Raw genomic sequence first — 19488 nt, 5'->3', positions numbered from 1 at the left:
CACCCCGCGAACGGGGTGCTATCAACCGCGATCCGAAGCGGGTTACCAGAGCGTGCGCTTCTGTGTTGTCGCACCGGGACAAGCCCGTCACGATCGGTCCATCAGTGGACTGCCCGCGCGTGGGTGCCCGTGTGGATCGCGGTGGTCGTCGGGCTCTCGCCCGTCGCTATAGGTCCTGTGTACCCCACCGCTGCGCCAAACGGAAGACTTGACTTTGACGGACTCGAGGGGATCAGCCGGGACGGTGGTGGCAGGCCGTCAGCTCAGCCGGCCGGCCAGCACCGCGTCGGCGATCTGCCAGCCCTCGCGGGCGCCGAGCACCACTGCAACTCCACAGTGCTCGATCCACAACCGCACTCCGTCGGGGCTGCCCGAGGCGTATGCCGCGAGGGCACCCCCGTAACCGGCCGTCCCCTCCCCGCCGTGCCCCAGCTCGGGGACCGCGACACCGGTGGGATCCAGCCCGCTGCGGTGCAGGATCGCCCGTTCCATCGCCCGGGCCACCAGGCCGTTGCCCCGCACGAATGGGCGCGCCACGGCGATCTCGGCGTGCACAATGGCACAGACCACCAGAGCCGGTGCCTGCGCGGACGCGAGGATGATCGCCGACAGGTCGGCGAGCCGGGAGGGGAGCTGCGCCGGGTCGGGTGCCGGTCCCACCTCGGACAGCTCCACGCACTCCTCGCCGGCCTGCCGGGGCCGGCCGACCTGGTCGGGCGGCAGCAACGGCGTCGCCGCGGCGACGTGCAGCCGGGCCAGGGCCTGAGCCGGTGCGCTGGCCAGCAGTGCCGCCACGTGCTCGGTCTCGGCGGCAACCTGCACGGCTCCACGCAGTGTCTCCTCGAGGGGGCCAGGGTCGGTGGGCCAGGCCACGGCGCCCCGCATCAGGTCGCGCACCACGGACACGTCGAACTCGGCACCCTCGAGGGCCGCACTGGCCCGGGCGCCGCGGACGCGAGACTCGGCTGCCGCCTGGGGGATCCGGCGTCGGAGCGCCTGGTGCCAGCGCAGCTCGGTGCACACCTCGCGGGCGGCGTCGGTCGCCTCCGCCACCCCGGGCAGCTGCTGCAGAGCGCGGAGGGCGACGAGTGACTCGGTGAGCTCAGGCACCCGCCCAGCCTAGGGTTCGCTCATGCGACCTTCGGCCAACCTCACGGCGGTGCTGCTCGTGGTGCTCACCACACTCGTGCTCGCCGCTCTCGTCTGGGCGGCGACCCGGGTGGTCCGTCACCGCCGCCACCTCGAGGACCCGGTGGACCGGGCGACATACACCACCTTGCACACGGCCTCCCGTGCCGCGACCCACCTACGGGAGGGCCTGACCCCTAGCGCGGCCGCCCGTGCGGGCCGAAACTTGCGCACTCTGCTCGGCACTCCGGCCATCGCGCTGTGCGACACCACGTCCACCCTCACCTGGGAGGGACAAGGCAGCCACCACCAGGAGGACGTCCTGCGGCACGCGGCCGACGTCCTGGCGACCGGGCGGACGGTGGTCCTGGGCCGCGGGGACCTCGACTGTCCCACTCCTGACTGCCCGGTGCGGCACGCGGTGCTCGCCCCGGTCGTGAGCGACGAGCACGTCGTCGGTGCCCTCGCGGCCTACGGGCGCACCGCGTCCACCGCCGTCACCCGCGCCACCGAGGAGCTCGCCGGCTGGGTGTCGTGCCAGGTGGAGCTGGCCGAGCTGGGGCGGCAGCGCACCCGGGCGATGGAGGCCGAGCTGCGCGCCCTGCGGGCCCAGATCAGCCCTCATTTCGTCTACAACTGCCTCGCGGCGATCGCCTCGTTCGTCCGGACCGAGCCCTCCCGCGCGCGCGAGCTGCTGCTGGAGTTCGCCGACTTCTCGCGCTACGCGTTCCGTCGGGGCGGCACCTTCACCACCCTGGCCGACGAGCTGACCAACATCGAGCGCTATCTGCGGCTGGAGCAGGCACGCTTCGGTGACCGGCTGCAGGTCTCCCTCCTCGTGGCGCCCGAGGTGCTCGCCGTGTCGCTGCCCTACCTGTCCATCCAGCCGCTGGTCGAGAACGCAGTGCGGCACGGGCTGGAGGGCAAGGAGGGCCCGGGCACGATCAACCTGACGGCCCGCGACGTCGGCTCGGAGGCGGAGATCGTGATCGAGGATGACGGCATCGGCAGCGACCCCGAAGTGGTCCGCATGGTGCTGGCCGGCGGGCCGGGCGGCGACCACGTCGGCCTCGGCAACGTCGACGCGCGGCTGCGGCAGGTCTTCGGTGACGACCACGGTCTGGCCGTCGAGACGGCCGAGGGCGCCGGCACCCGGGTCAGCTTCCGCGTCCCGAAGTACTCGCCGGTGATCCGCTCCAGCACGTAGCCTTTCGGCCATGCCCCACCGAGGTCCCTCCCGATCGAGGGATGCCGCCGAGCCCACCCGCATCCCGCGGGCAGCGGCGCAGAAGGACGGCCTGCGCGCCCTCCTCGTGGACGACGAGCCGCCGGCGCTCGCCGAGCTCGACTACCTGCTCGGCCTCGAGCCGCGCATCCAGGTCGTGGCGACCGCCCGCAGCGGATCGGCTGCGCTGGAGTCCCTCGCCCACACCGCGGTCGATGTCGTGTTCTGCGACATCAAGATGCCCGGGCTCGACGGCATCGCGCTGGTCGAGGCACTCGGCCGGCTCCCGGTGCGGCCCCAGGTCGTGTTCGTGACCGCCTACGACGAGCACGCCGTGGACGCCTTCGACCTGCGGGCGACCGACTACGTCATGAAGCCTGTGCGCGCGGAGCGGCTGCAGGAGGCGGTCGACCGTGTGGTCGAGGCCCACCTGTCCGCCCGGGGCCGCGGCGACGAGGTCGGCGATGCGCCGGACGAGTCGATCCCGGTCGAGCTCGGGGGCGTGACGCGCTTCATCCTGCGTTCGCAGGTCCGCTACGCGCGCGCCCAGGGCGACTACGCCAGGCTGCACACCCGCGACGGCTCGCACCTGGTGCGGGTGCCCCTGTCGACCCTCGAGGAGCGCTGGGCGGCGGCGGGTTTCCTGCGCATCCACCGCAGCACGGTGGTCAACACCAGTGCCATCGACGAGGTGCGGGTCGACCGTGGCCGCGTGGCCGTGCGGATCGGGGACACCGAGCTGCAGGTCAGCCGCCGCCACGCCCGCGCCCTCCGGGACCGGATCGCCTCCCCGGCGGCGCTGCGTTCTCGGGCGCCCGACTGATGCCGGGGCGCGCGACCGAGCCGCCCGACGTCCCACGGCGGGTGCGGGTCACCTCTCCCCGGAGGAACGCCGTGGTGCGTGGGCCGCAACGCCCCGTCACGACCGACATCCGGGAGCAGACCGGTCTGGGTGAGCTCTACATGCGCTCCCTCGTCCGCGCCCAGCTGCGGCTCTCCCTGACCGTCCTCGCGGCGACGGCCGTCGTCCTCTGTGGGCTTCCACTGGCCTTCCTGCTCGTGCCGGCCACCCAGACCGTCCACGTGTGGCGGATCCCCTTGCCCTGGCTGGTGCTCGGCGCCGCGGTCTATCCGGTGGTGCTGGCCGCCGCGCGATACTACGTGCGGCAGGCCGAGCGGCTCGAGCGCGAGTTCGTCGCCCTGGTGGAGCGCCAGTGAGCTCGCACTACGGGATCGTCGCGATCGTCGCGGTCTGCGCCCTGACCGCCGGGGTCGGCGCCTTCGGGCTGCGGCTGTCGCGCACCACGAGCGACTTCTACGTCGCGAGCCGAGCCGTCTCGCCCCGCCTGAACGCCTCCGCCATCGGCGGCGAATACCTCTCCGCCGCATCGTTCCTCGGCATCGCGGGGCTGATCTACTCCCGCGGCGCCGACATGCTGTGGTTCCCGGTCGGCTACACCGTCGGCTACCTCGTCCTGCTCGTCCTGATCGCCGCGCCGTTGCGGCGATCGGGCGCCTACACCGTCCCCGACTTCGCCGAGGCGCGACTGGACAGCCCACGGATCCGGCGGCTCTGCTCGGTGCTGGTCATCGGGATCGGCTGGCTCTACCTGCTGCCGCAGTTCCAGGGCGCCGGTCTGGCACTGCACGTGGTGACCGGCGCCCCGGCCTGGGTCGGCGGGTTGATCGTCGCGGTGGTGGTGCTGCTCAGCGTGGTGGCGGGCGGCATGCGCTCGATCACCTTCGTCCAGGCGGTGCAGTACTGGCTCAAGCTCACCGCGATCTGCATCCCCGCCTTCGTCCTGCTCATGCTGTGGCTGCGACAGGGCCAGCCCGCCCCGGTCGTCCTCAGCGAGCCGGGAGGCGGCGGATGGGCCCGCCCGCTCAGCGGATTCGGCGGCCAGGACCACCCGACATACTGGACCTACAGCACGTTGCTGGCCCTCTGTCTCGGCACGATGGGGCTGCCCCACGTGATCGTCCGCTTCTACACCAACCCGGACGGTCACGCGGCCCGCCGGACCACCTCGTGGGTGATCGGGTTGCTCGCCGCCTTCTACGTGTTCACGCCCCTGTATGGCGTGTGGGGGCGCGTCTGGCTGCCGCAGCTGCCGCACGGACTGCACCCCGACTCCGTGGTGCTGCTCCTGCCGTCGGCCGCCTCCCCCACCACCTTGGGTGACGTCCTGTCCGCGCTGCTGGCGGGCGGTGCCTTCGCGGCGTTCCTGTCGACCGCCTCCGGCCTGACCATCTCCGTCGCGGGTGTGCTCGACCAGGACCTGCTGCGGCCCAGACTGCACGCCTGGACCGGCGGGGATGCCATGTCGGTGCAAGGGTTTCGTGTCGCGGCCGTGCTCGGGATCCTGGTGCCCTACGGGCTCTCACTGGCCGGCGCGTCGGTGGCTCTCGCCAGCGCGGTGGGCCTGGCCTTCGCCGTCGCCGCGTCGACCTTCTGCCCCCTGCTGGTCCTCGGGGTGTGGTGGCGACGGCTGTCGACCGTCGGGGCGGCTGCCGGCCTCGGGATCGGCGGCACGCTGGCGCTCCTCGCCGTCTCGACGACGGTGCTGTTCGGCGTCCCGGCGGGCTGGCCCGGCGCCCTGCTGTCGCAACCCGCGGCCTGGACGGTGCCGATCACCTTCCTGGTGACGATCGTCGTCTCGCTCGCGACGCCGGACCGCGTGCCGCAGGGCACCGGACGGATGATGGTGCTGCTGCACGGTCCGGAGGGACTGGTCCTGCCGGCAACGCGAGGTGGATGACCGTTGGTCGAGGAATTTCGACCGTCCGTCGCGCCGCGTCCCGTGAAGGGGTCCGCGCGAGCCCGCGCCGCCCCAGAGTGACCTTCGTCACCGGACTTCCCCGTGACTGACCACCCTGGAGGTTCCTCATGAGTGAGAGCGCTCCCCCGCTCGAAGATGCGGATCGCCGGTCGACCTACCTCGAGGTCCAGCGGTCCGAGGAGTTCGTGGATTTGCGCCGCCGGTTCCGCAAGTTCGTCTTTCCCATGACCGGGCTGTTCCTGGTCTGGTACTTCCTCTACGTCCTGCTCGCGGCGTTCGCCTCGGACTTCATGTCCACCAAGGTGTTCGGCAACGTCAACATCGGGCTGCTCCTCGGCCTCGGCCAGTTCGTCAGCACGTTCGTGATCACGACCCTCTACGTGCGCTGGGCGGACCGAGAGTTCGACCCGACCGCGGAGCGACTCCGTCACTCGATCGAAGGAGAGCAGCCGTGAGCGCCCTCGCCACGATGATGCCGACGCAGACGAACGTCGGAAGCCCCGGCATCAACATCACGATCTTCGTCGTCTTCGTCCTGATCACCCTCGCCATCGTCATCCGTGCCTCGCGCAACAACCGGTCGGCGGCCGACTTCTACGCGGGCGGCCGCGCGTTCACCGGCCCGCAGAACGGCATCGCGATCTCAGGCGACTACCTGTCCGCGGCGTCCTTCCTCGGCATCGCGGGCGCCATCGCGATCAACGGGTACGACGGGTTCCTCTACTCCATCGGCTTCCTCGTCGCCTGGCTGGTCGCGCTGCTGCTCGTGGCCGAGCTGCTGCGCAACACAGGCCGATTCACCATGGCCGACGTGCTCTCCTTCCGACTCCGGCAACGCCCGGTGCGGATGGCGGCGGCGATCTCGACCCTGGTGGTGTGCTTCTTCTACCTGCTGGCCCAGATGGTCGGCGCCGGTGGCCTGGTCGCCCTCCTGCTCGGCGTCGACGGTCGGACAGCGCAGAGCCTGGTGATCGCGATCGTCGGCATCATCATGGTCACCTACGTCCTCGTGGGCGGCATGAAGGGGACCACGTGGGTGCAGATCGTCAAGGCCGTGCTGCTCATCTTCGGTGCGGCCGTCATGACCATGTGGGTCCTCGGCAAGCACGGCGTCAACATCTCCACGCTGCTGCACCACGCGGTCACGGAGTCACCGGCCGGGGAGAAGATGCTCGAGCCCGGACTGAAGTACGGCGAGTCGACGCTCACCAAGATCGACTTCATCTCCCTGTCACTGGCGCTGGTGCTCGGCACGGCAGGGCTGCCGCACGTGCTGATGCGCTTCTACACCGTGCCCTCGAGCCGCGAGGCGCGCCGGTCGGTGCAGTGGGCCATCTGGCTGATCGGCCTGTTCTACCTGTTCACCCTGGTGCTCGGCTACGGCGCCGCAGCGCTGGTCGGCCCGGAGCGGATCCTCGGCGCGCCCGGTGCCGCCAACTCGGCCGCACCGCTGCTCGCCTTCGAGCTGGGTGGTGAGATCCTGCTGGGCCTGATCGCGGCGGTGGCGTTCGCGACCATCCTCGCCGTGGTGGCCGGCCTGACGATCACTGCCAGCGCGTCGTTCGCCCACGACATCTACAACAACGTCGTGAAGAAGGGCGAGGTCGGCGGCAAGGGTGAGGTGCGCATCGCCCGGATCACCGCCCTGGTGATCGGTGCGGTGGCCATCGTCGGCGGCATCTTCGCCAACGGGCAGAACATCGCGTTCCTGGTGGCCCTGGCCTTCGCGATCGCGGCCAGCGCCAACCTGCCGACGATCCTCTACTCGCTGTTCTGGGAGCGGTTCAACACCCGGGGCGCCCTGTGGAGCATCTACGGCGGGCTGATCTCGGCCATCACCCTGATCGCCTTCAGCCCGGTGGTCTCCGGCAAGCCGGCCGGCCCCGACGGCAACAGCACGTCGATGATCAAGGACGCGTCGGTCGACTTCAGCTGGTTCCCGCTGGACAACCCGGGCATCGTCTCGATCCCCCTCGGCTTCTTCCTCGGCTGGCTGGGCACCGTGACCAGCCGCGAGCGCTCCAGCGAGGAGAAGTTCGCCGAGATGGAGGTGCGTTCCCTGACCGGTGCCGGTGCGGAGAAGGCGGTGATCCACTGACACTCTGCACCAACTCCACTTGCTGCTGGGAGAAGGCGTCGTCCTTGACGCCTTCTCCCAGCAACTGGATCCGGGGCGGCGCGGTCAACCGGGCCCGTGCGGTGCGCGTGGAAGAGGTGTCCAAAGGAGGACGCCATGAAACTTCACCGCACAAGATCCCTCGTCCGCCCGCTCACCCTCGCGCTCGCCCTGACCGGGGCACCGGCCCTCGGGCTCGCCGTGTCCTCGGCGACCGCCGCTCCCGCTGTGGCCGCGCCATACTGCGGCATCGAGTGGGGCTCGCTCACCAAGTCGTGGACCCAGACCACCACCGCGTCGATCACCGACGTGCGCTCCGGTCGACACACCTGCTTCGACCGGCTCGTCATCGACCTCAGCGGCACCGACCGGCGCAGCGGCTACGTGGTGAAGTACGTCAGCAACGTGCTCGCCCAGGGCTCCGGTGCGATCGTCCCGTTGCGGGGCGGCGCCAAGCTCTCGATCACGGTCCACGCGCCGGCCTACAACTCCACCGGCCGGCCCACCTACACCCCGACCAAACGCACCGAGCTGGTGAACACCACGGGCTACTCGACCTTCCGGCAGGTCTCGTGGGGCGGCAGCTTCGAGGGTCAGACCACCATCGGCCTAGGGGTGCGGGCACGGTTGCCGTTCCGGGTGTTCACGCTGGCGGGAGCCCCGAACGGTGGTCACGGGAGCCGTGTGGTGATCGACGTGGCACACCGCTGGTGAGGAGCAGCTGACCGCAAACCCTTTGCCAAGTCTTGTCACGACGTTGGTCCCTCACAGACACACCTTCCGTCACACTGGTCCCAGGCAGTTGTCGCTCCACCTTCCGGCGACGGCTGCGGCGGGCAGTCAGGGGTCCGCACACTGGTCGGTCCACCCGGCGGGGTCCAGGGTCCCGCCGGGTGGACGTCAATCCTCCCTCAGCGGGGGCCTGTGGTCGCGCTCCTCGCGGCTCGTCCCCGCAGCTCAGTGACGGCGACCTCGCGGCCGCAGCGTCACATGGGGCAGCGGAGGGGCCACCAGCCGCTCGGGACCCGGATAGTGCGACACCTCGCCGAACCGCGTGTCGTGCCCGTTCCACTCCTGCCGCGCTCGGGCGATCTCGTCGTGGGTCCGGCCGACGAAGTTCCACCACATGACGATCTCCTCCTCGAAGGGCTCGCCCCCGAGGAGCAGCACCCGCGCGTCCGGCGAGAGCGTCACCTCGAGCGCGGAACGGTCGGTGCCGAGGTACATCGCCTGACCGGCGGTGACCTCGACCGGATGGCCCGACTCGTCCGGCACCGTCGCCGACCCGCGCAGCGGCAACAAGAGGTGCTCGTATGCCGTGTCGAGCGGCAGGGTGCCCTCGCGCCGCTCCGCGGCCTCCGGCGCGAGGTCCGCGCCCACGAGAGGGGTCACGCCCTGTGCGGAGGCGGACACGTCGCCGACCCGGCCGACGAAGACCTGCGCGCTCAGCCCGTCCCGCGACCAGACGGGGGCTGGCTCGTGCAGCGTGAACGCGTGCTCGCCGTGCCTCGCGGCCTCGGGCAGCGCCACCCACAGCTGGGCGCCGTGCAGGACCGGCCCGTGGTCGTCGGGGGAGTTCTCGGAGTGCGCGATGCCGTGGCCGGCCGTCATGATGCCGACGCGGCCCGGCTCGACCAGCGCCGTCGTGCCGAGGCTGTCGCGGTGCAGGACCGTGCCCTCGACCAGCCAGCTGACGGTCTGCAGGCCGATGTGCGGGTGGGGAGGCACCGTCATACCCGTCTGTCCGGTGATGTCCCGCGGGCCGAACAGGTCGGCGAAGCACCAGGCCCCGACCATCCGCCGCTCGCGGTGCGGCAGCAACCGCAGCACCTCGTCGCGCGGGCTGATGCGGGCCCGGATGGCGTCGTAGACCGTGATCTCCCGGCCGTGCGGGTCCACGTCGTCGGTGCACTCCCGATAGACGTCGGCAATCGTGTTGCTCATCGAGCCAGCCTACGAGGGCTAGCGGCCGGCTGTCCGCTAGCGTGGGGCCCGGTGAGCCGGGAAGTCTGGTCGGCGTCCTCGTCACGGGCCTCGTGACGGCGTCGAACGACCCGTGAAGGACCCATGACCGCACCCCACGAAGACCACCCCACGAGGTTCTCCGCTCGCAGGTTCGCTCCGATACTTCGAGGGGGCCCCGCATGACCAAAGTGCCAAACCCGCGTCGCCTGCTGACCCGCTCGAGCTGGCCCGAGGCCCAGCGGATCGCCGGCGCGCTGCGGACCGAGACGGTCGGTGGGTCGCTGCTGCTCGTCGCGGCCCTCGTGGCCATCGTGTGGGCCAACACGCCGTGGGGCGACAGCTACTTCGCCCTGCGCGACCTCACCGTCGGGCCGGCGTCGTGGCACCTGGACCTCAGTCTCGGACAGTGGGCCTCCGACGGCCTGCTGGCGGTCTTCTTCTTCGTGGCGGGCCTCGAACTGAAGCGTGAGTTCGTCGTCGGCGACCTCAACCAGCCGGCCAAGGCGGCGCTGCCGGTCGCGGCCGCCGCCTGCGGCGTGGCCATGCCGGCGGTGATCTTCGTCGCCATCGCGGGCACCATCGGCAACGGCGAGAGCGGCCTGCTGCGGGGCTGGGCCATCCCGACAGCCACGGACATCGCCTTCGCCCTCGCCGTGCTCGCGGTCCTCGGCACCCACCTGCCGTCCGGCCTGCGGTCCTTCCTGCTGACCCTGGCCGTGGTCGACGACCTCATCGCCATCACGATCATCGCGCTCTTCTACACCGACAGCCTCGATGTGGTGGCACTGTTGCTGGCGCTGGTGCCCCTGGCGTTGTTCGGGTTCCTGGTGCAGCGCAGGATCGACCGGTGGTGGCTGCTCGTGCCGCTGGCGCTGCTGGCCTGGGGACTGGTCCACGCTTCGGGGGTCCATGCCACGGTGGCGGGCGTCGTGCTCGGCATGCTCGTCCCCGTGCGGCCCCGGCAGGGCGGGCAGCAGGCCGACCCGCAGGCGCCGCCGGCACCGAGTCTCGCCGAGCGGTTCGAGGAGTGGCTGCACCCCTTCTCGGCGGGCTTCGCGGTGCCGGTCTTCGCCTTCATGGCCGCCGGCGTGCACGTGCTCGGCGGCGGCTTCACCGACGCCCTCCGCGACCCGGCCGCCATCGCGGTGGTGTGTGCGCTGGTGATCGGCAAGGTGATCGGGGTCTTCGGCGGGACGTGGGCCTTCTCAGGGTTCACCCGGGCCCAGCTCGACAGTGACCTGGCGTGGTCGGATGTCTTCGGGCTCTCCCTGCTGGCGGGGATCGGGTTCACCGTGTCGCTGCTCGTCGGCGAGCTCGCCTACGGTGCCGGATCTCCGCACGACGAGCACGTCAAGCTCGCGATCCTCGTCGGCTCGACGCTCGCGGCCCTCCTCGCGGCAGTGGTGCTGCGCCGCCGCAACCGGATCTACCGCCGCATCCACGAGCTGGAGCAGCTCGACCTGGACGCGGACGGCATACCGGATGTCTACCAGCGGGACGACGAGGACTGAACCGGCCAGCGGAGCGCCGCGCTGCGCCGGGAGGCGGCACCCGGGAGAGCCGCGGGGGCGGCAACCGGCCCCGGAGGTGGATAGGGTCGGGGGTGCCCTGCGGACCGCAGGGTGGATCGCCCCCGCACGTCGAAGGAGAGGTCATGGCCACCACTGACAGCACCACGCCCGAACGAACCCTGGGGCAGCTCGTCGCCCAGGCCACCGAGGACGTCTCGTCGATCGTGCGCAGCGAGCTCGACCTCGCCAAGGCCGAGCTGAAGGCCGATGCGCTGAAGGCCGGCACCGGTGCGGGCATGCTGGGCGCGGCCGGGCTGGTGGCGCTCTACGCGCTCGGGCTGCTGTTCTTCGCGGCCGTCTACGGCATCGTCGCGGCCGGGCTGTCGCCCTGGCTGGCCTTCCTGATCATCGGCGTGGTCCTGCTGATCATCTGCGGCATCCTGGCCCTGATGGGCAAGGCCGCCCTCAGCAAGGTCCAGGGCAAGCCGAAGCGCACCATCAAGAACGCACAGGACACCATCGCGGCGGTCAAGCCCAGCAAGGAATCCAACGCCCGTTGACGACGACTCGGGGGTCGCGTGAACACTGACGGTGCGGGCATCTTCGTCGAGGGCCCCTGGGAGCACCGGCTCGTCCCGGCCAACGGCGCCCGATTCCACGTGGCCGAGCTCGGCCAGGGCCCGATGGTGCTGCTGCTGCACGGTTTTCCCGAGTTCTGGTGGGCCTGGCGGGCGCAGCTGCCGGCCCTGGCCGAGGCCGGGTACCGCGCCGTCGCCATGGACCTGCGCGGCTACGGCGGGTCCGACAAGCCGCCGCACGGCTACGACACCTTCACGCTGGCTGCCGACGCCGCCAGCGTCATCCGGTCCCTGGGCGCGGAGGACGCGGTCGTCGTGGGCCACGGCTGGGGAGGGTGGATCGGCTGGTCGATGCCCTCGATGCAGCCGGCTGTCACCCGCGCGGTCGCGGCACTCGGCATGCCGCATCCGCTGGCCTGGCGCCGCGCCTCCTACGCCGACCCGGCGCAGGTCCGCGCCAACGGTTACCTCGCCGGTCTCCAGCGACCGTTCGTCCCCGAGCGGCGGCTCTCGCGCAACAGCACGTATGTCGAGGGGTTCCTGCGCCGTTGGGCGGCGCCGGATGGTGGGTGGCCCCCTCCCGACGTGGTCGAGCGCTACGCGCACGCGATGGGCCTGCCCTTCGTCGCCCACAGCGCGGCGGAGTACTACCGCTGGCTGGTTCGCAGCCAGCTGCGCAGCGACGGACGGCGTTTCGTCAACCGGCTGCACCGCTCGGTGCGCGTGCCCGTGCTGCAGCTGCACGGGGAGCAGGACGGCGCCTTCGTGCCGTCGGCGGCGGCTGATTCGGGGGGATACGTCACCGGACCCTTCAACCAGCGGTTCCTCAGGGGCGCCGGACACTTCCTGCCGGAGGAGGCACCCGACGAGGTCAACCGCCGCCTCGTCGACTGGCTCGGCGCCCTTCCCCGATGACGTCGCGCCGCCGAGGTGACTGCCGGACGGAGGGTCAATATTGATCTGCCGTGCCTGTCACCTGAGGTAGAAGCCTCCACCCCGAGCGAGCGCGGTCAGCGGGACACACAGGCACCGGTGTCGACCGGGACGTTCGCCGAGCCGGCTTTCTTCAGGACCCGCGCGGACTCCTGCATGGTCAGGGCGTAACCGGTGTCGGTGTCCTCGATCGACCGGGCGAAGACGGTGCCGACCACCTCACCGGACGGTGCGAGCAACGGGCCGCCCGAGTTGCCCGGCTGCACCTTCGCGGCAAGCGAGTAGACCTGTCGGCTCACGCCGGGGTTGCCGCGGATGTCGGCACCGCGTGCGGTGATGATGCCGCGGACCCGCGCCGGGGCGAGGCGGAACGGCCCGTCGAGCGGGAAGCCCGCCACGACGGCGCTGTCCGCCCGGTTGAGGTCCTTGCCGACTTTCATCGGCGGAGCCGGCAGCCCCGGCACCGACAGCACCGCGAGGTCGCGCCGTGGGTCGAAGACCACCGCCCGCCCGCTGTAGGAGCGGCCGGCGCCACCCACCTGCACCGCGACCTTGGTCATGCCGGCCACCACGTGGGCGTTGGTGACCACCTTGTCCGGTGCGACGACCCAGCCGCTGCCCTCCTGCCCGCGGTGGCATCGGTTGGACAGTCCGGTGATCTTGACGATCGACCCGGACGCGCGAGCGACGCCCGGGCCCCTGGTTGCCCCGTCGTCCGGCGGCGAGACCGGCAGGATCGGCTCCTGCTGCAGACCGTCGAAGACCCTCGGGAAGCCGTGCCGGTCGAGCACGTCCTGGAACCCGGCGAACCACCCACCGACCTGACCGGGGACGACCCGGTTGATGCCCTGCAGGACCTTGGACTGCGACACCGCTCGAGCGGCGGATCCGGGCAGCGCCCCCCGGGCGGCGCCCGCGAGGAACCACACGAAGACCGCCACCACCATCACGGAGGCGACGGCGCCGAGCGCGGCGTCGAGGTACCGCAGCGCCGGCGGGTGGACCATCCCCCGGATCCTCGCGCCGAGCGCCGACCCCAGCAGCTGGCCGAAGCTGGCCAGGATGAGGACTCCCGCGATGAGGACCAGGCTGCGCAGGAAGATGCTGTTGTCGACGGCTCGCGACTGGTGCACCAGCAGGGGCAGCAGCCACAACCCGAGCGCGCCGAAGACGAGGATGCCGGCGAGCGCGAACACGCTGGCGACCAGCCCGCGGCGGTAACCGGCCACGGCATACAGGACCAGCAGTGCGGCCAGCACCACGTCCAGGACGGCGTGGCTGCTCATGCCGCACCTCCACGCCCCGCGTGGTCGTTGCTCACCGGCGTCGGACCTCACGCTGTGCCGGCGGACCGTCGCCGAGCGCGCGCAACCACTCCGGCAGCGGCCGTCGCACGGTGTGGTCCCACTCGCGGTCAAGACCGGCCAGCTCGAGCACCTTGGAGAGCAGCCCGGCGGTGAAACCCCAGACGAAGAGGCCGTCGACCTCGAAACCAGGGCCCACGTAGCCGCTCGGGTGCGTGACGGTGAAACGCCGCGCCGGATCGGTCAGTTCGCGCAGGGGCGCACGGACCACGCGGGCGACCTCGCCCGTGTCCTGCACGCCGATCGGCGACTGCCGGGCCCACCAGGCGAGCACGGGCGTGACGACGTACTGGCTCGGCTGGAGGAACAACTGCGGCAGCTTTGCCACGACCTCGACCCCGTCGGACCGCAACCCGACCTCCTCCTCGGCCTCGCGCAGCGCCGCCGAGACCGGCCCGTCGTCCTCCGGGTCCACCGAGCCGCCCGGGAAGGACACCTGACCCGGGTGCGAGCGCATGGTGTGGGCGCGCTCGGTCAGCACCACGTCCTCGCCCCCGGCCGCGTCGGGTCCGAAAAGCATCAGCACCGCGGACTCGCGGCCGCCCTCCTCCGGCGGGAGGAACCGGCTGAACCAGCTCGGCGGGACCTGCCCGATCTGGCCCCGCAGCCGGTCCATCCACTCCGGCACCGGAGCCCGGGCGGCGTCGCTCACCGCGGCGCCAGCTCGAACTTGAGCAGCTTGGCCGCCTTGTCGGGGTCGGTCTCGCCGATGCCGTATGACGGGCACCAGCGGGCCACGGGGCAGGCGCCGCAGGCCGGGCGCTTGGCGTGGCAGGTGCGTCGCCCGTGGAAGATCAGCACGTGCGACAGCATGGTCCAGTCCTTCTTGGGGAAGAGCGCACCGACCTCGTGCTCGACCTTGACCGGGTCCTCCTCCAGCGTGAAGCCCAGGCGCCGCGACAGCCGGCCGAAGTGCGTGTCGACGGTGATGCCGGGCACGCCGAACGCGTTGCCCAGCACCACATTTGCGGTCTTGCGGCCGACGCCGGGCAGCGTGACCAGGTCCTTCAGGCGCGCGGGCACCTCACCGTCGAACCGGTCGACCAGTGCGTCGCCCAGCTTGATCAGCGAGTTCGTCTTGGCGCGGTAGAAGCCGGTCGACTGGATGATCGTCTCCAGCTCGGTGCGGTCGGCGCCCGCGTAGTCGGCGGCCGAGCGGTAGTGCGCGAAGAGGGTCGGCGTGACCAGGTTGACGCGCACGTCGGTGGTCTGCGCGGACAGGATGGTCGCCACGAGAAGCTCCAGCGGAGTGGAGAAGTCGAGCTCGCAGTGGGCGTCGGGGTAGCGCTCGTGCAGGAGCCGGTAGACCTTGCGGGCGCGGCGGGTCAGGGCGACCGGGGACTCCCCCGTGGGCGTGGCGGGCGATTCGGCGGCGGTGGCAGACACCTCACCAGATTAGACGCCGGATCCGACCATCACGGCCGCACCATGGCAGACTGACGCCCGTGGATCTCGATGTGGTGAGAAATGCGCCCTTGTTCGCAGGCCTCGACGACGAGGCCGCGTCCGCCCTGCTGGGGTCGATGTCCCGGACCCGTCTCGAGCGCGGCGACGTGCTCTTCCGCGAGGGCGACCAGGGCGACCGGCTCTACGTCATCGGCGAGGGCAAGATCAAGCTCGGCCGCACCAGCAAGGACGGCCGCGAGAACCTCCTGGCGATCCAGGGCCCCGGCGAGCTCTTCGGCGAGCTGAGCCTGTTCGACCCCGGACCGCGCACCGCCACGGCGTCGGCGATCGCCGAGACCCAGCTGCTCGGCCTGGGCCATGAGGACCTCAACGACTACCTGGCGGGGCGCCCGGCCGTCGCCACCGCCATGCTCGCAGCCCTGGCCCGCCGGCTGCGCCGCACCAACGACATCCTGGCCGACCTGGTCTTCACCGACGTGCCCGGCCGCGTCGCCAAGGCACTGCTCGACCTGTCCACCCGGTTCGGCCGCCGCTCCGAGGACGGCGTGCTGGTCGCCCACGACCTCACCCAGGAGGAGCTCGCGCAGCTCGTCGGCGCCTCCCGCGAGACGGTCAACAAGGCGCTCGCCGACTTCGCCACGCGCGGCTGGCTCAAGCTCGAGGCCCGCGCCGTCACGCTGATCGACGTCGAGCGGCTCCAGCGCCGCGCCCGCTGACCATCACCGACGCGCACTCGGTCCTGCTGGTGCCGGTCCCGCCGCTCGAACCGGTGGTCCGGCCGCCGCTGGAGCGATGGGCGCCGGACTACCTGCACGCCGACCCCGACACGGTGCACGCGCACATCACCCTGCTCGGCCCGTTCCTGCCGCGCGAGGAGCTGACGCCTGAGGTCCTGGACGATTTGTGCGGCTTCTTCGCCGGGGTCGTGCCGTTTCGCTTCGAGCTCGCCCGGCTCGGCCGCTTCCCCGGCGACGGCCTGGTGCACCTCGTGCCCGAACCGACCGACCCGTTCCGCGCCCTCACCTCGGAGCTGTGGCGGCGCTGGCCGCAGTGTCCGCCCTACGGCGGCAGGTTCGCGGACGTCATACCGCATCTGTCGATCGACCACGCGGCCACGCCGGACGAGCTGGCCGAGCTGACCGCCGGCGTGGCGCCCTTCGTCCCGGTGACCGTCACCGCCGTTGCGGCCGAGTTGTACTGGTACGAACCGCACCGCAGCCGCTCACTGGCCCGCTTCCCCTTTGCCAGCGGCTAGCGAGCACCGGTGCCAGCGCTCTGATCCCGCTCTCGGCGGCCGCATCCAGGATGCGCTCGGTGCTCGAACCGCGTGGCAGCTGCACCCGCTCGACCGCCTCGCGGAAGGGGGTGCGGGCCGGTCCTCCTCAGTCGGGGCGCGCGAAGCGGCGTCTCAGCTGCAGGAGCATCGGCACGGCCACCCCGATCACGATGAGCACCAGCAGGGTCAACGAGATCGGCCGGTCGATGAAGGTCGTCCAGTCGCCGGCCGAGATCCGAAGCGCACGCCGCAGGTTCAGCTCCAGCAGCGGCAGGAGAACGGCCGCAAGGATCGCCGGCGTCAACGGAAAGCCGTTCTCCTGCAGGAAGTAGCCCATCAGCCCGATGACGAGGAGCAGCATCAGCGAGAAGAAGCTGAAGGTCAGCGCGTAGGCCCCGAGCATGACGAACGCGATCACGCCGCTGTAGAGCAACGGCGGAGGCACCTTCAGCAGCTTCACGAACAGGCGGACCATTGGCAGGTTGAGCACCAGGAGCATGGCGTTGCCGATGAGCATGCTCGCCACGATGGTCCAGACGAGGTCACCGTCGGTCTGGAAGAGCTGCGGACCGGGTTGGAGACCGTACATCTGGAAGACGAAGAGCAGCAGCGCGGTCGTGGCCGATCCCGGGATGGCCAGCGCCAGCATGGGCACCATGGCGCCGCCGACACCGGCGTTGTTGGCGGTCTCCGGCCCGGCCACGCCCTCGATGGCGCCGTGGCCGAACTCGGCGCGGCGCTCGTCCCTGGCCCGTCGGCCGAGCGTGCGCTCCACCGAGTAGGAGGCGAAGGAGCCGAGGGTGGGACCGAGTCCCGGCATGACGCCGGCGACGAAGCCGATCAGCGTGCCCCGCGCATAGGGACCGCTCGACCGGCGCAAGTCCCTCTTGTTCATCCACGCTCGCTGGATGGCGAGGGCGTGCGACGGGTGTCGCTCTCCGACGGCGAGGTTGCGGATCGCCTCCGGAATGGCGAACAGCGCCATCGCGAGCAGGGCGATGTCGATGCCGTCCGAGAGCTGGATGCTCCCGAAGGTCCACCGCGCCACCGAGTCCTGCGGGTCCATGCCGACCAGACCGACGCACATCCCGAACAACACCGAGATCAGGGCCTTCAACCTCGAACCGGACATCAACGAGGTCGTGAGGGCCAGTGCGCCCACGAGCAGGACCGCGTACTCGGGCGCACCGAAGGAGGTCGAGACGTCGACCAGCACGGGCGAGAGAAACACCAGGCCGAGGACGGCCAGGGAGCCGCCGATGAAGGATCCGACGGCGGAGGTGGCGAGGGCCGGCCCAGCGTGTCCACGCTTGGCCATCTCGTAGCCCTCCAGGGCCGTGACCGCCGACGCCACCTCCCCCGGCGTGCGGATGAGGATGGAGGTGATGGATCCGCCGTACATGGCGCCGTAGTAGACACCGCACAACAGGATCAGCCCGGCGGCCGGATCCAGCCCGAAGGACAGCGGGATGAGCAGCGCGATGGCCGTGATCGGCCCCAGGCCAGGGAGCACCCCGACGATCGTCCCGATCAGGACGCCGACGAAGACGAACAGGAGGTTGGTCGGTGTGACGGCCCCGGCGAGGCCGGACAGCAACGAGTTCAGCGCATCCATACCAGTGGTCCGATCAGCCGAGGATGCCCACCGGCAGCTGGACTGCCAGCAGCCGGGTGAAGGCGTAGTAGACGATCACCGCGAAGAGGACCGCGAAGACCAGGTTGCGCTTCCAGCGGGCCCGGTCGATCACGGTGACCATGGCCGCCAGGTAGAGGGCGGTGGACACCATGTAGCCCAGCGGGATGAAGATCAGCGCGTAGCCGATGAACATCGCCACGACGACCACGAGCCGGCGTGGAGGGACCGGCGGCTCGTCGGGGAGCACGAGCTCCCCGACGTCCTCGGCGTCGCCGTAGTGCATGAGTTCCCGCTCGATCCCCATGACCCGCACCCGGCGCAGGCCCAACCCGACGAGGAGCAGACCGCTCACGATGAGCATCACGCTGAGGGCGACCGGCAGGGTCCTCGGACCGATGCCGAGGTCCTTGCCCGTCGTCTCGATGTGGAGCGCGAAGACCAGCAGCACCGCACCGGCGACGGCGACCACGAGGCCCGACGAGACGTCGGAGCGCCCGGACCGGTGCTCCGTTGTAAGAGCCTCGGTCTCCAACGTCGCCGTCATGAGTTGCCGGTCTTGGCCATCGCGTCCTCCACCTGCTGGTTGGTGGACTTCAGGTAGGTGTTCATCTCGTCGCCGGTCATGAACGTCGTCTCCCACTGGTTCTTCTTGGCGGCCTTCTTCCACGAGTCGGAGTTCACGGCCTTCTTCAGCGCCTTCTTCCAGTAGGTGACCGCGTAGTCGGGCATACCAGGAGGCCCGTAGATCCCCCGCCAGTTCGACAGGGTGACGTCATAGCCCTGCTCCACCGAGGTGGGGACGTCGGGCAGTCCCTTGAGCCGCTTCTCGCCGACCACTGTCAGCGCCCTCAGCTTGCCGGACTCGATGAGCGGCAGGAACTCGCTCGTGCCGGCGATGGCCACCTTGATGTCACCGGAGAGCAGCGCGGCGCTCTGCTCGCCACCGCCGTCATAGGCGACAAAGTTGATCTTGGAGGCTTCGCCACCGGCCGCGTCGACGAGCAGGGCAAACGGCAGCTGGTCGTCCGACGCCGCCCCCACGGGCACCGACTTCGGGTCCTTGACCACGGCATCGAGCACCGACTTCAGGTCCTTGTACTTCGAGTCCGCGCTGGTGACGACCACGAAGTACTCGGACAGCAGCCGACAGATCATGGTGACGTCGTCGTAGTTGTACTTCGACTGCGCCCGCGCCTTGTTGGTCATCATCACCAGGGACGTGACCGACACCTGGTCGTCGGCCTCCTTCTTGCGTTCGACCATCTGCGCGAGCCAGACGGCCGACGCCGCGCCCGGGTGGTTCTCGATCGGCATGGGGGCATCGACGATCTTCTCCTTCTGCAGCACGTCGACGAGAGTGCGCATCGTGAGGTCGAAGCCGCTGCCGGGATCGGCACCAACACTCATCTGGACGGGTCCCTTGGGGTAGTCGTCGGTGCTGCCCTCGGCGGACGAGCTCGAGCAGCCGGAGAGCGCGAGGCCGCTCACGACCGCTGCTGCGAGGAATCGGGTCTTCAACACGGGTCATCTCCATGATCTGTGCCTGTGCCGGCACGGCTTGGTGGTGGG

At 70.8% G+C, this 19488-nt stretch carries 20 protein-coding genes; 12 read left to right on the top strand and 8 right to left on the bottom strand.

All coding sequences use genetic code 11. From position 1 onward, the window contains the following. Window positions 1–258 precede the first annotated feature (258 nt). Window positions 259–1110: a Fic family protein gene (locus FCN22_RS04805; RefSeq protein ID WP_137120397.1), complete on the bottom strand. Its 852-nt coding sequence runs from the start codon at window positions 1108–1110 to the stop codon at window positions 259–261. Window positions 1111–1132: 22 nt separating this feature from the next. Here FCN22_RS04805 and FCN22_RS04800 point away from each other — a divergent pair, with 22 nt between their 5' ends. The 7 genes from FCN22_RS04800 to FCN22_RS04770 all read left to right on the top strand — a co-directional run bounded on the left by FCN22_RS04800 (window position 1133) and on the right by FCN22_RS04770 (window position 7963). After that, a complete protein-coding gene (locus tag FCN22_RS04800) occupies window positions 1133–2335 on the top strand; it encodes a sensor histidine kinase (RefSeq protein ID WP_137120396.1) in 1203 nt (400 codons plus the stop codon). Window positions 2336–2345: 10 nt separating this feature from the next. Further along, complete coding sequence (locus FCN22_RS04795) at window positions 2346–3176, top strand: LytR/AlgR family response regulator transcription factor (protein WP_137120395.1); 831 nt, start codon at window positions 2346–2348, stop codon at window positions 3174–3176. Between the two features lie 71 nt (window positions 3177–3247). Next, on the top strand, window positions 3248–3571 hold the full coding sequence (locus FCN22_RS04790; RefSeq protein ID WP_238384522.1) for a hypothetical protein: 324 nt from the start codon (window positions 3248–3250) through the stop codon (window positions 3569–3571). After that, window positions 3568–5112 carry a sodium/solute symporter gene (locus tag FCN22_RS04785; RefSeq protein WP_137120393.1) on the top strand — a complete coding sequence of 515 codons (1545 nt, stop codon included), beginning with the start codon at window positions 3568–3570 and terminating at the stop codon, window positions 5110–5112. The genes FCN22_RS04790 and FCN22_RS04785 overlap by 4 nt, the downstream gene beginning before the upstream one ends. Before the next feature lie 128 nt (window positions 5113–5240). Beyond that, entirely contained in the window at window positions 5241–5588 is a 348-nt protein-coding gene (locus FCN22_RS04780) for a DUF485 domain-containing protein (protein ID WP_137120392.1), read from the top strand. A 14-nt stretch (window positions 5589–5602) separates the two neighbouring features. Beyond that, window positions 5603–7231, top strand: a complete 1629-nt coding sequence (locus tag FCN22_RS04775; protein ID WP_137120510.1) for a monocarboxylic acid transporter — start codon at window positions 5603–5605, stop codon at window positions 7229–7231. A gap of 135 nt (window positions 7232–7366) precedes the next feature. Next, a complete protein-coding gene (locus FCN22_RS04770; protein WP_137120391.1) occupies window positions 7367–7963 on the top strand; it encodes an AMIN-like domain-containing (lipo)protein in 597 nt (198 codons plus the stop codon). A 243-nt stretch (window positions 7964–8206) separates the two neighbouring features. Here the strand turns inward: FCN22_RS04770 and FCN22_RS04765 are convergent, their stop codons facing one another. After that, the gene (locus FCN22_RS04765; RefSeq protein WP_137120390.1) at window positions 8207–9193 is read right to left on the bottom strand and encodes a pirin family protein; all 987 of its coding nucleotides are present in this window, start codon (window positions 9191–9193) and stop codon (window positions 8207–8209) included. Between the two features lie 200 nt (window positions 9194–9393). On the opposite strand from FCN22_RS04765, the gene nhaA reads away from it, so the two are divergent. The 3 genes from nhaA (at window position 9394) to FCN22_RS04750 (ending at window position 12218) form a co-directional block, all read left to right on the top strand. Further along, a complete protein-coding gene (nhaA, locus tag FCN22_RS04760; protein WP_137120389.1) occupies window positions 9394–10725 on the top strand; it encodes a Na+/H+ antiporter NhaA in 1332 nt (443 codons plus the stop codon). Window positions 10726–10868: 143 nt separating this feature from the next. Then, window positions 10869–11285, top strand: coding sequence for a phage holin family protein (locus tag FCN22_RS04755; protein ID WP_137120388.1), 417 nt, complete (start codon window positions 10869–10871; stop codon window positions 11283–11285). A gap of 18 nt (window positions 11286–11303) precedes the next feature. Continuing rightward, window positions 11304–12218 carry an alpha/beta fold hydrolase gene (locus FCN22_RS04750; protein ID WP_137120387.1) on the top strand — a complete coding sequence of 305 codons (915 nt, stop codon included), beginning with the start codon at window positions 11304–11306 and terminating at the stop codon, window positions 12216–12218. Between the two features lie 95 nt (window positions 12219–12313). Here FCN22_RS04750 and FCN22_RS04745 read toward each other — a convergent pair whose 3' ends face one another. From FCN22_RS04745 to nth, 3 genes are read right to left on the bottom strand one after another with little or no spacing between them, the layout of a single operon-like run. Then, window positions 12314–13522, bottom strand: a complete 1209-nt coding sequence (locus FCN22_RS04745; RefSeq protein WP_137120386.1) for a MarP family serine protease — start codon at window positions 13520–13522, stop codon at window positions 12314–12316. A gap of 31 nt (window positions 13523–13553) precedes the next feature. Next, window positions 13554–14252, bottom strand: coding sequence for an NUDIX hydrolase (locus FCN22_RS04740; RefSeq protein ID WP_338016632.1), 699 nt, complete (start codon window positions 14250–14252; stop codon window positions 13554–13556). Continuing rightward, the gene (gene nth, locus FCN22_RS04735; protein WP_137120385.1) at window positions 14249–14986 is read right to left on the bottom strand and encodes an endonuclease III; all 738 of its coding nucleotides are present in this window, start codon (window positions 14984–14986) and stop codon (window positions 14249–14251) included. The genes FCN22_RS04740 and nth overlap by 4 nt, the downstream gene beginning before the upstream one ends. A 59-nt stretch (window positions 14987–15045) precedes the next feature. On the opposite strand from nth, the gene FCN22_RS04730 reads away from it, so the two are divergent. Beyond that, window positions 15046–15723 carry a Crp/Fnr family transcriptional regulator gene (locus FCN22_RS04730; protein ID WP_137120384.1) on the top strand — a complete coding sequence of 226 codons (678 nt, stop codon included), beginning with the start codon at window positions 15046–15048 and terminating at the stop codon, window positions 15721–15723. A gap of 29 nt (window positions 15724–15752) precedes the next feature. Beyond that, on the top strand, window positions 15753–16262 hold the full coding sequence (locus FCN22_RS04725) for a 2'-5' RNA ligase family protein (RefSeq protein ID WP_162308136.1): 510 nt from the start codon (window positions 15753–15755) through the stop codon (window positions 16260–16262). A 127-nt stretch (window positions 16263–16389) separates the two neighbouring features. Here FCN22_RS04725 and FCN22_RS04720 read toward each other — a convergent pair whose 3' ends face one another. Genes FCN22_RS04720 through FCN22_RS04710 form a run of 3 tightly spaced genes read right to left on the bottom strand, consistent with a single transcriptional unit; the run spans window position 16390 to window position 19440 of the window. Beyond that, window positions 16390–17898: a tripartite tricarboxylate transporter permease gene (locus FCN22_RS04720; RefSeq protein WP_137120382.1), complete on the bottom strand. Its 1509-nt coding sequence runs from the start codon at window positions 17896–17898 to the stop codon at window positions 16390–16392. Between the two features lie 13 nt (window positions 17899–17911). Then, window positions 17912–18463 (bottom strand): tripartite tricarboxylate transporter TctB family protein, encoded by a 552-nt coding sequence (locus FCN22_RS04715; protein WP_137120381.1) that lies wholly within the window; start codon window positions 18461–18463, stop codon window positions 17912–17914. Continuing rightward, window positions 18460–19440 (bottom strand): Bug family tripartite tricarboxylate transporter substrate binding protein, encoded by a 981-nt coding sequence (locus FCN22_RS04710; RefSeq protein WP_137120380.1) that lies wholly within the window; start codon window positions 19438–19440, stop codon window positions 18460–18462. Before FCN22_RS04710 ends, FCN22_RS04715 begins: the two co-directional genes overlap by 4 nt. Between the last annotated feature and the right edge of the window lie 48 nt (window positions 19441–19488).

The sequence above is a fragment of the Segeticoccus rhizosphaerae genome (assembly GCF_005222685.1).
Classification (GTDB): Bacteria; Actinomycetota; Actinomycetes; order Actinomycetales; family Dermatophilaceae; genus Segeticoccus; species Segeticoccus rhizosphaerae.
Note: the sequence above shows the minus strand (reverse complement) of the source record. Positions and strands in the feature narration are given on the sequence as shown.

Coding starts and splice junctions, on each gene's coding strand:
- FCN22_RS04745 (WP_137120386.1), bottom strand. CDS start 13,522: ATGAGCAGCCACGCCGTCCTGGACGTGGTGCTGGCCGCACTGCTGGTC.
- FCN22_RS04755 (WP_137120388.1), top strand. CDS start 10,869: ATGGCCACCACTGACAGCACCACGCCCGAACGAACCCTGGGGCAGCTC.
- FCN22_RS04765 (WP_137120390.1), bottom strand. CDS start 9,193: ATGAGCAACACGATTGCCGACGTCTATCGGGAGTGCACCGACGACGTG.
- FCN22_RS04775 (WP_137120510.1), top strand. CDS start 5,603: ATGATGCCGACGCAGACGAACGTCGGAAGCCCCGGCATCAACATCACG.
- FCN22_RS04780 (WP_137120392.1), top strand. CDS start 5,241: ATGAGTGAGAGCGCTCCCCCGCTCGAAGATGCGGATCGCCGGTCGACC.
- FCN22_RS04795 (WP_137120395.1), top strand. CDS start 2,346: ATGCCCCACCGAGGTCCCTCCCGATCGAGGGATGCCGCCGAGCCCACC.
- FCN22_RS04800 (WP_137120396.1), top strand. CDS start 1,133: ATGCGACCTTCGGCCAACCTCACGGCGGTGCTGCTCGTGGTGCTCACC.
- FCN22_RS04720 (WP_137120382.1), bottom strand. CDS start 17,898: ATGGATGCGCTGAACTCGTTGCTGTCCGGCCTCGCCGGGGCCGTCACA.
- nhaA (WP_137120389.1), top strand. CDS start 9,394: ATGACCAAAGTGCCAAACCCGCGTCGCCTGCTGACCCGCTCGAGCTGG.
- FCN22_RS04770 (WP_137120391.1), top strand. CDS start 7,367: ATGAAACTTCACCGCACAAGATCCCTCGTCCGCCCGCTCACCCTCGCG.
- FCN22_RS04715 (WP_137120381.1), bottom strand. CDS start 18,463: ATGACGGCGACGTTGGAGACCGAGGCTCTTACAACGGAGCACCGGTCC.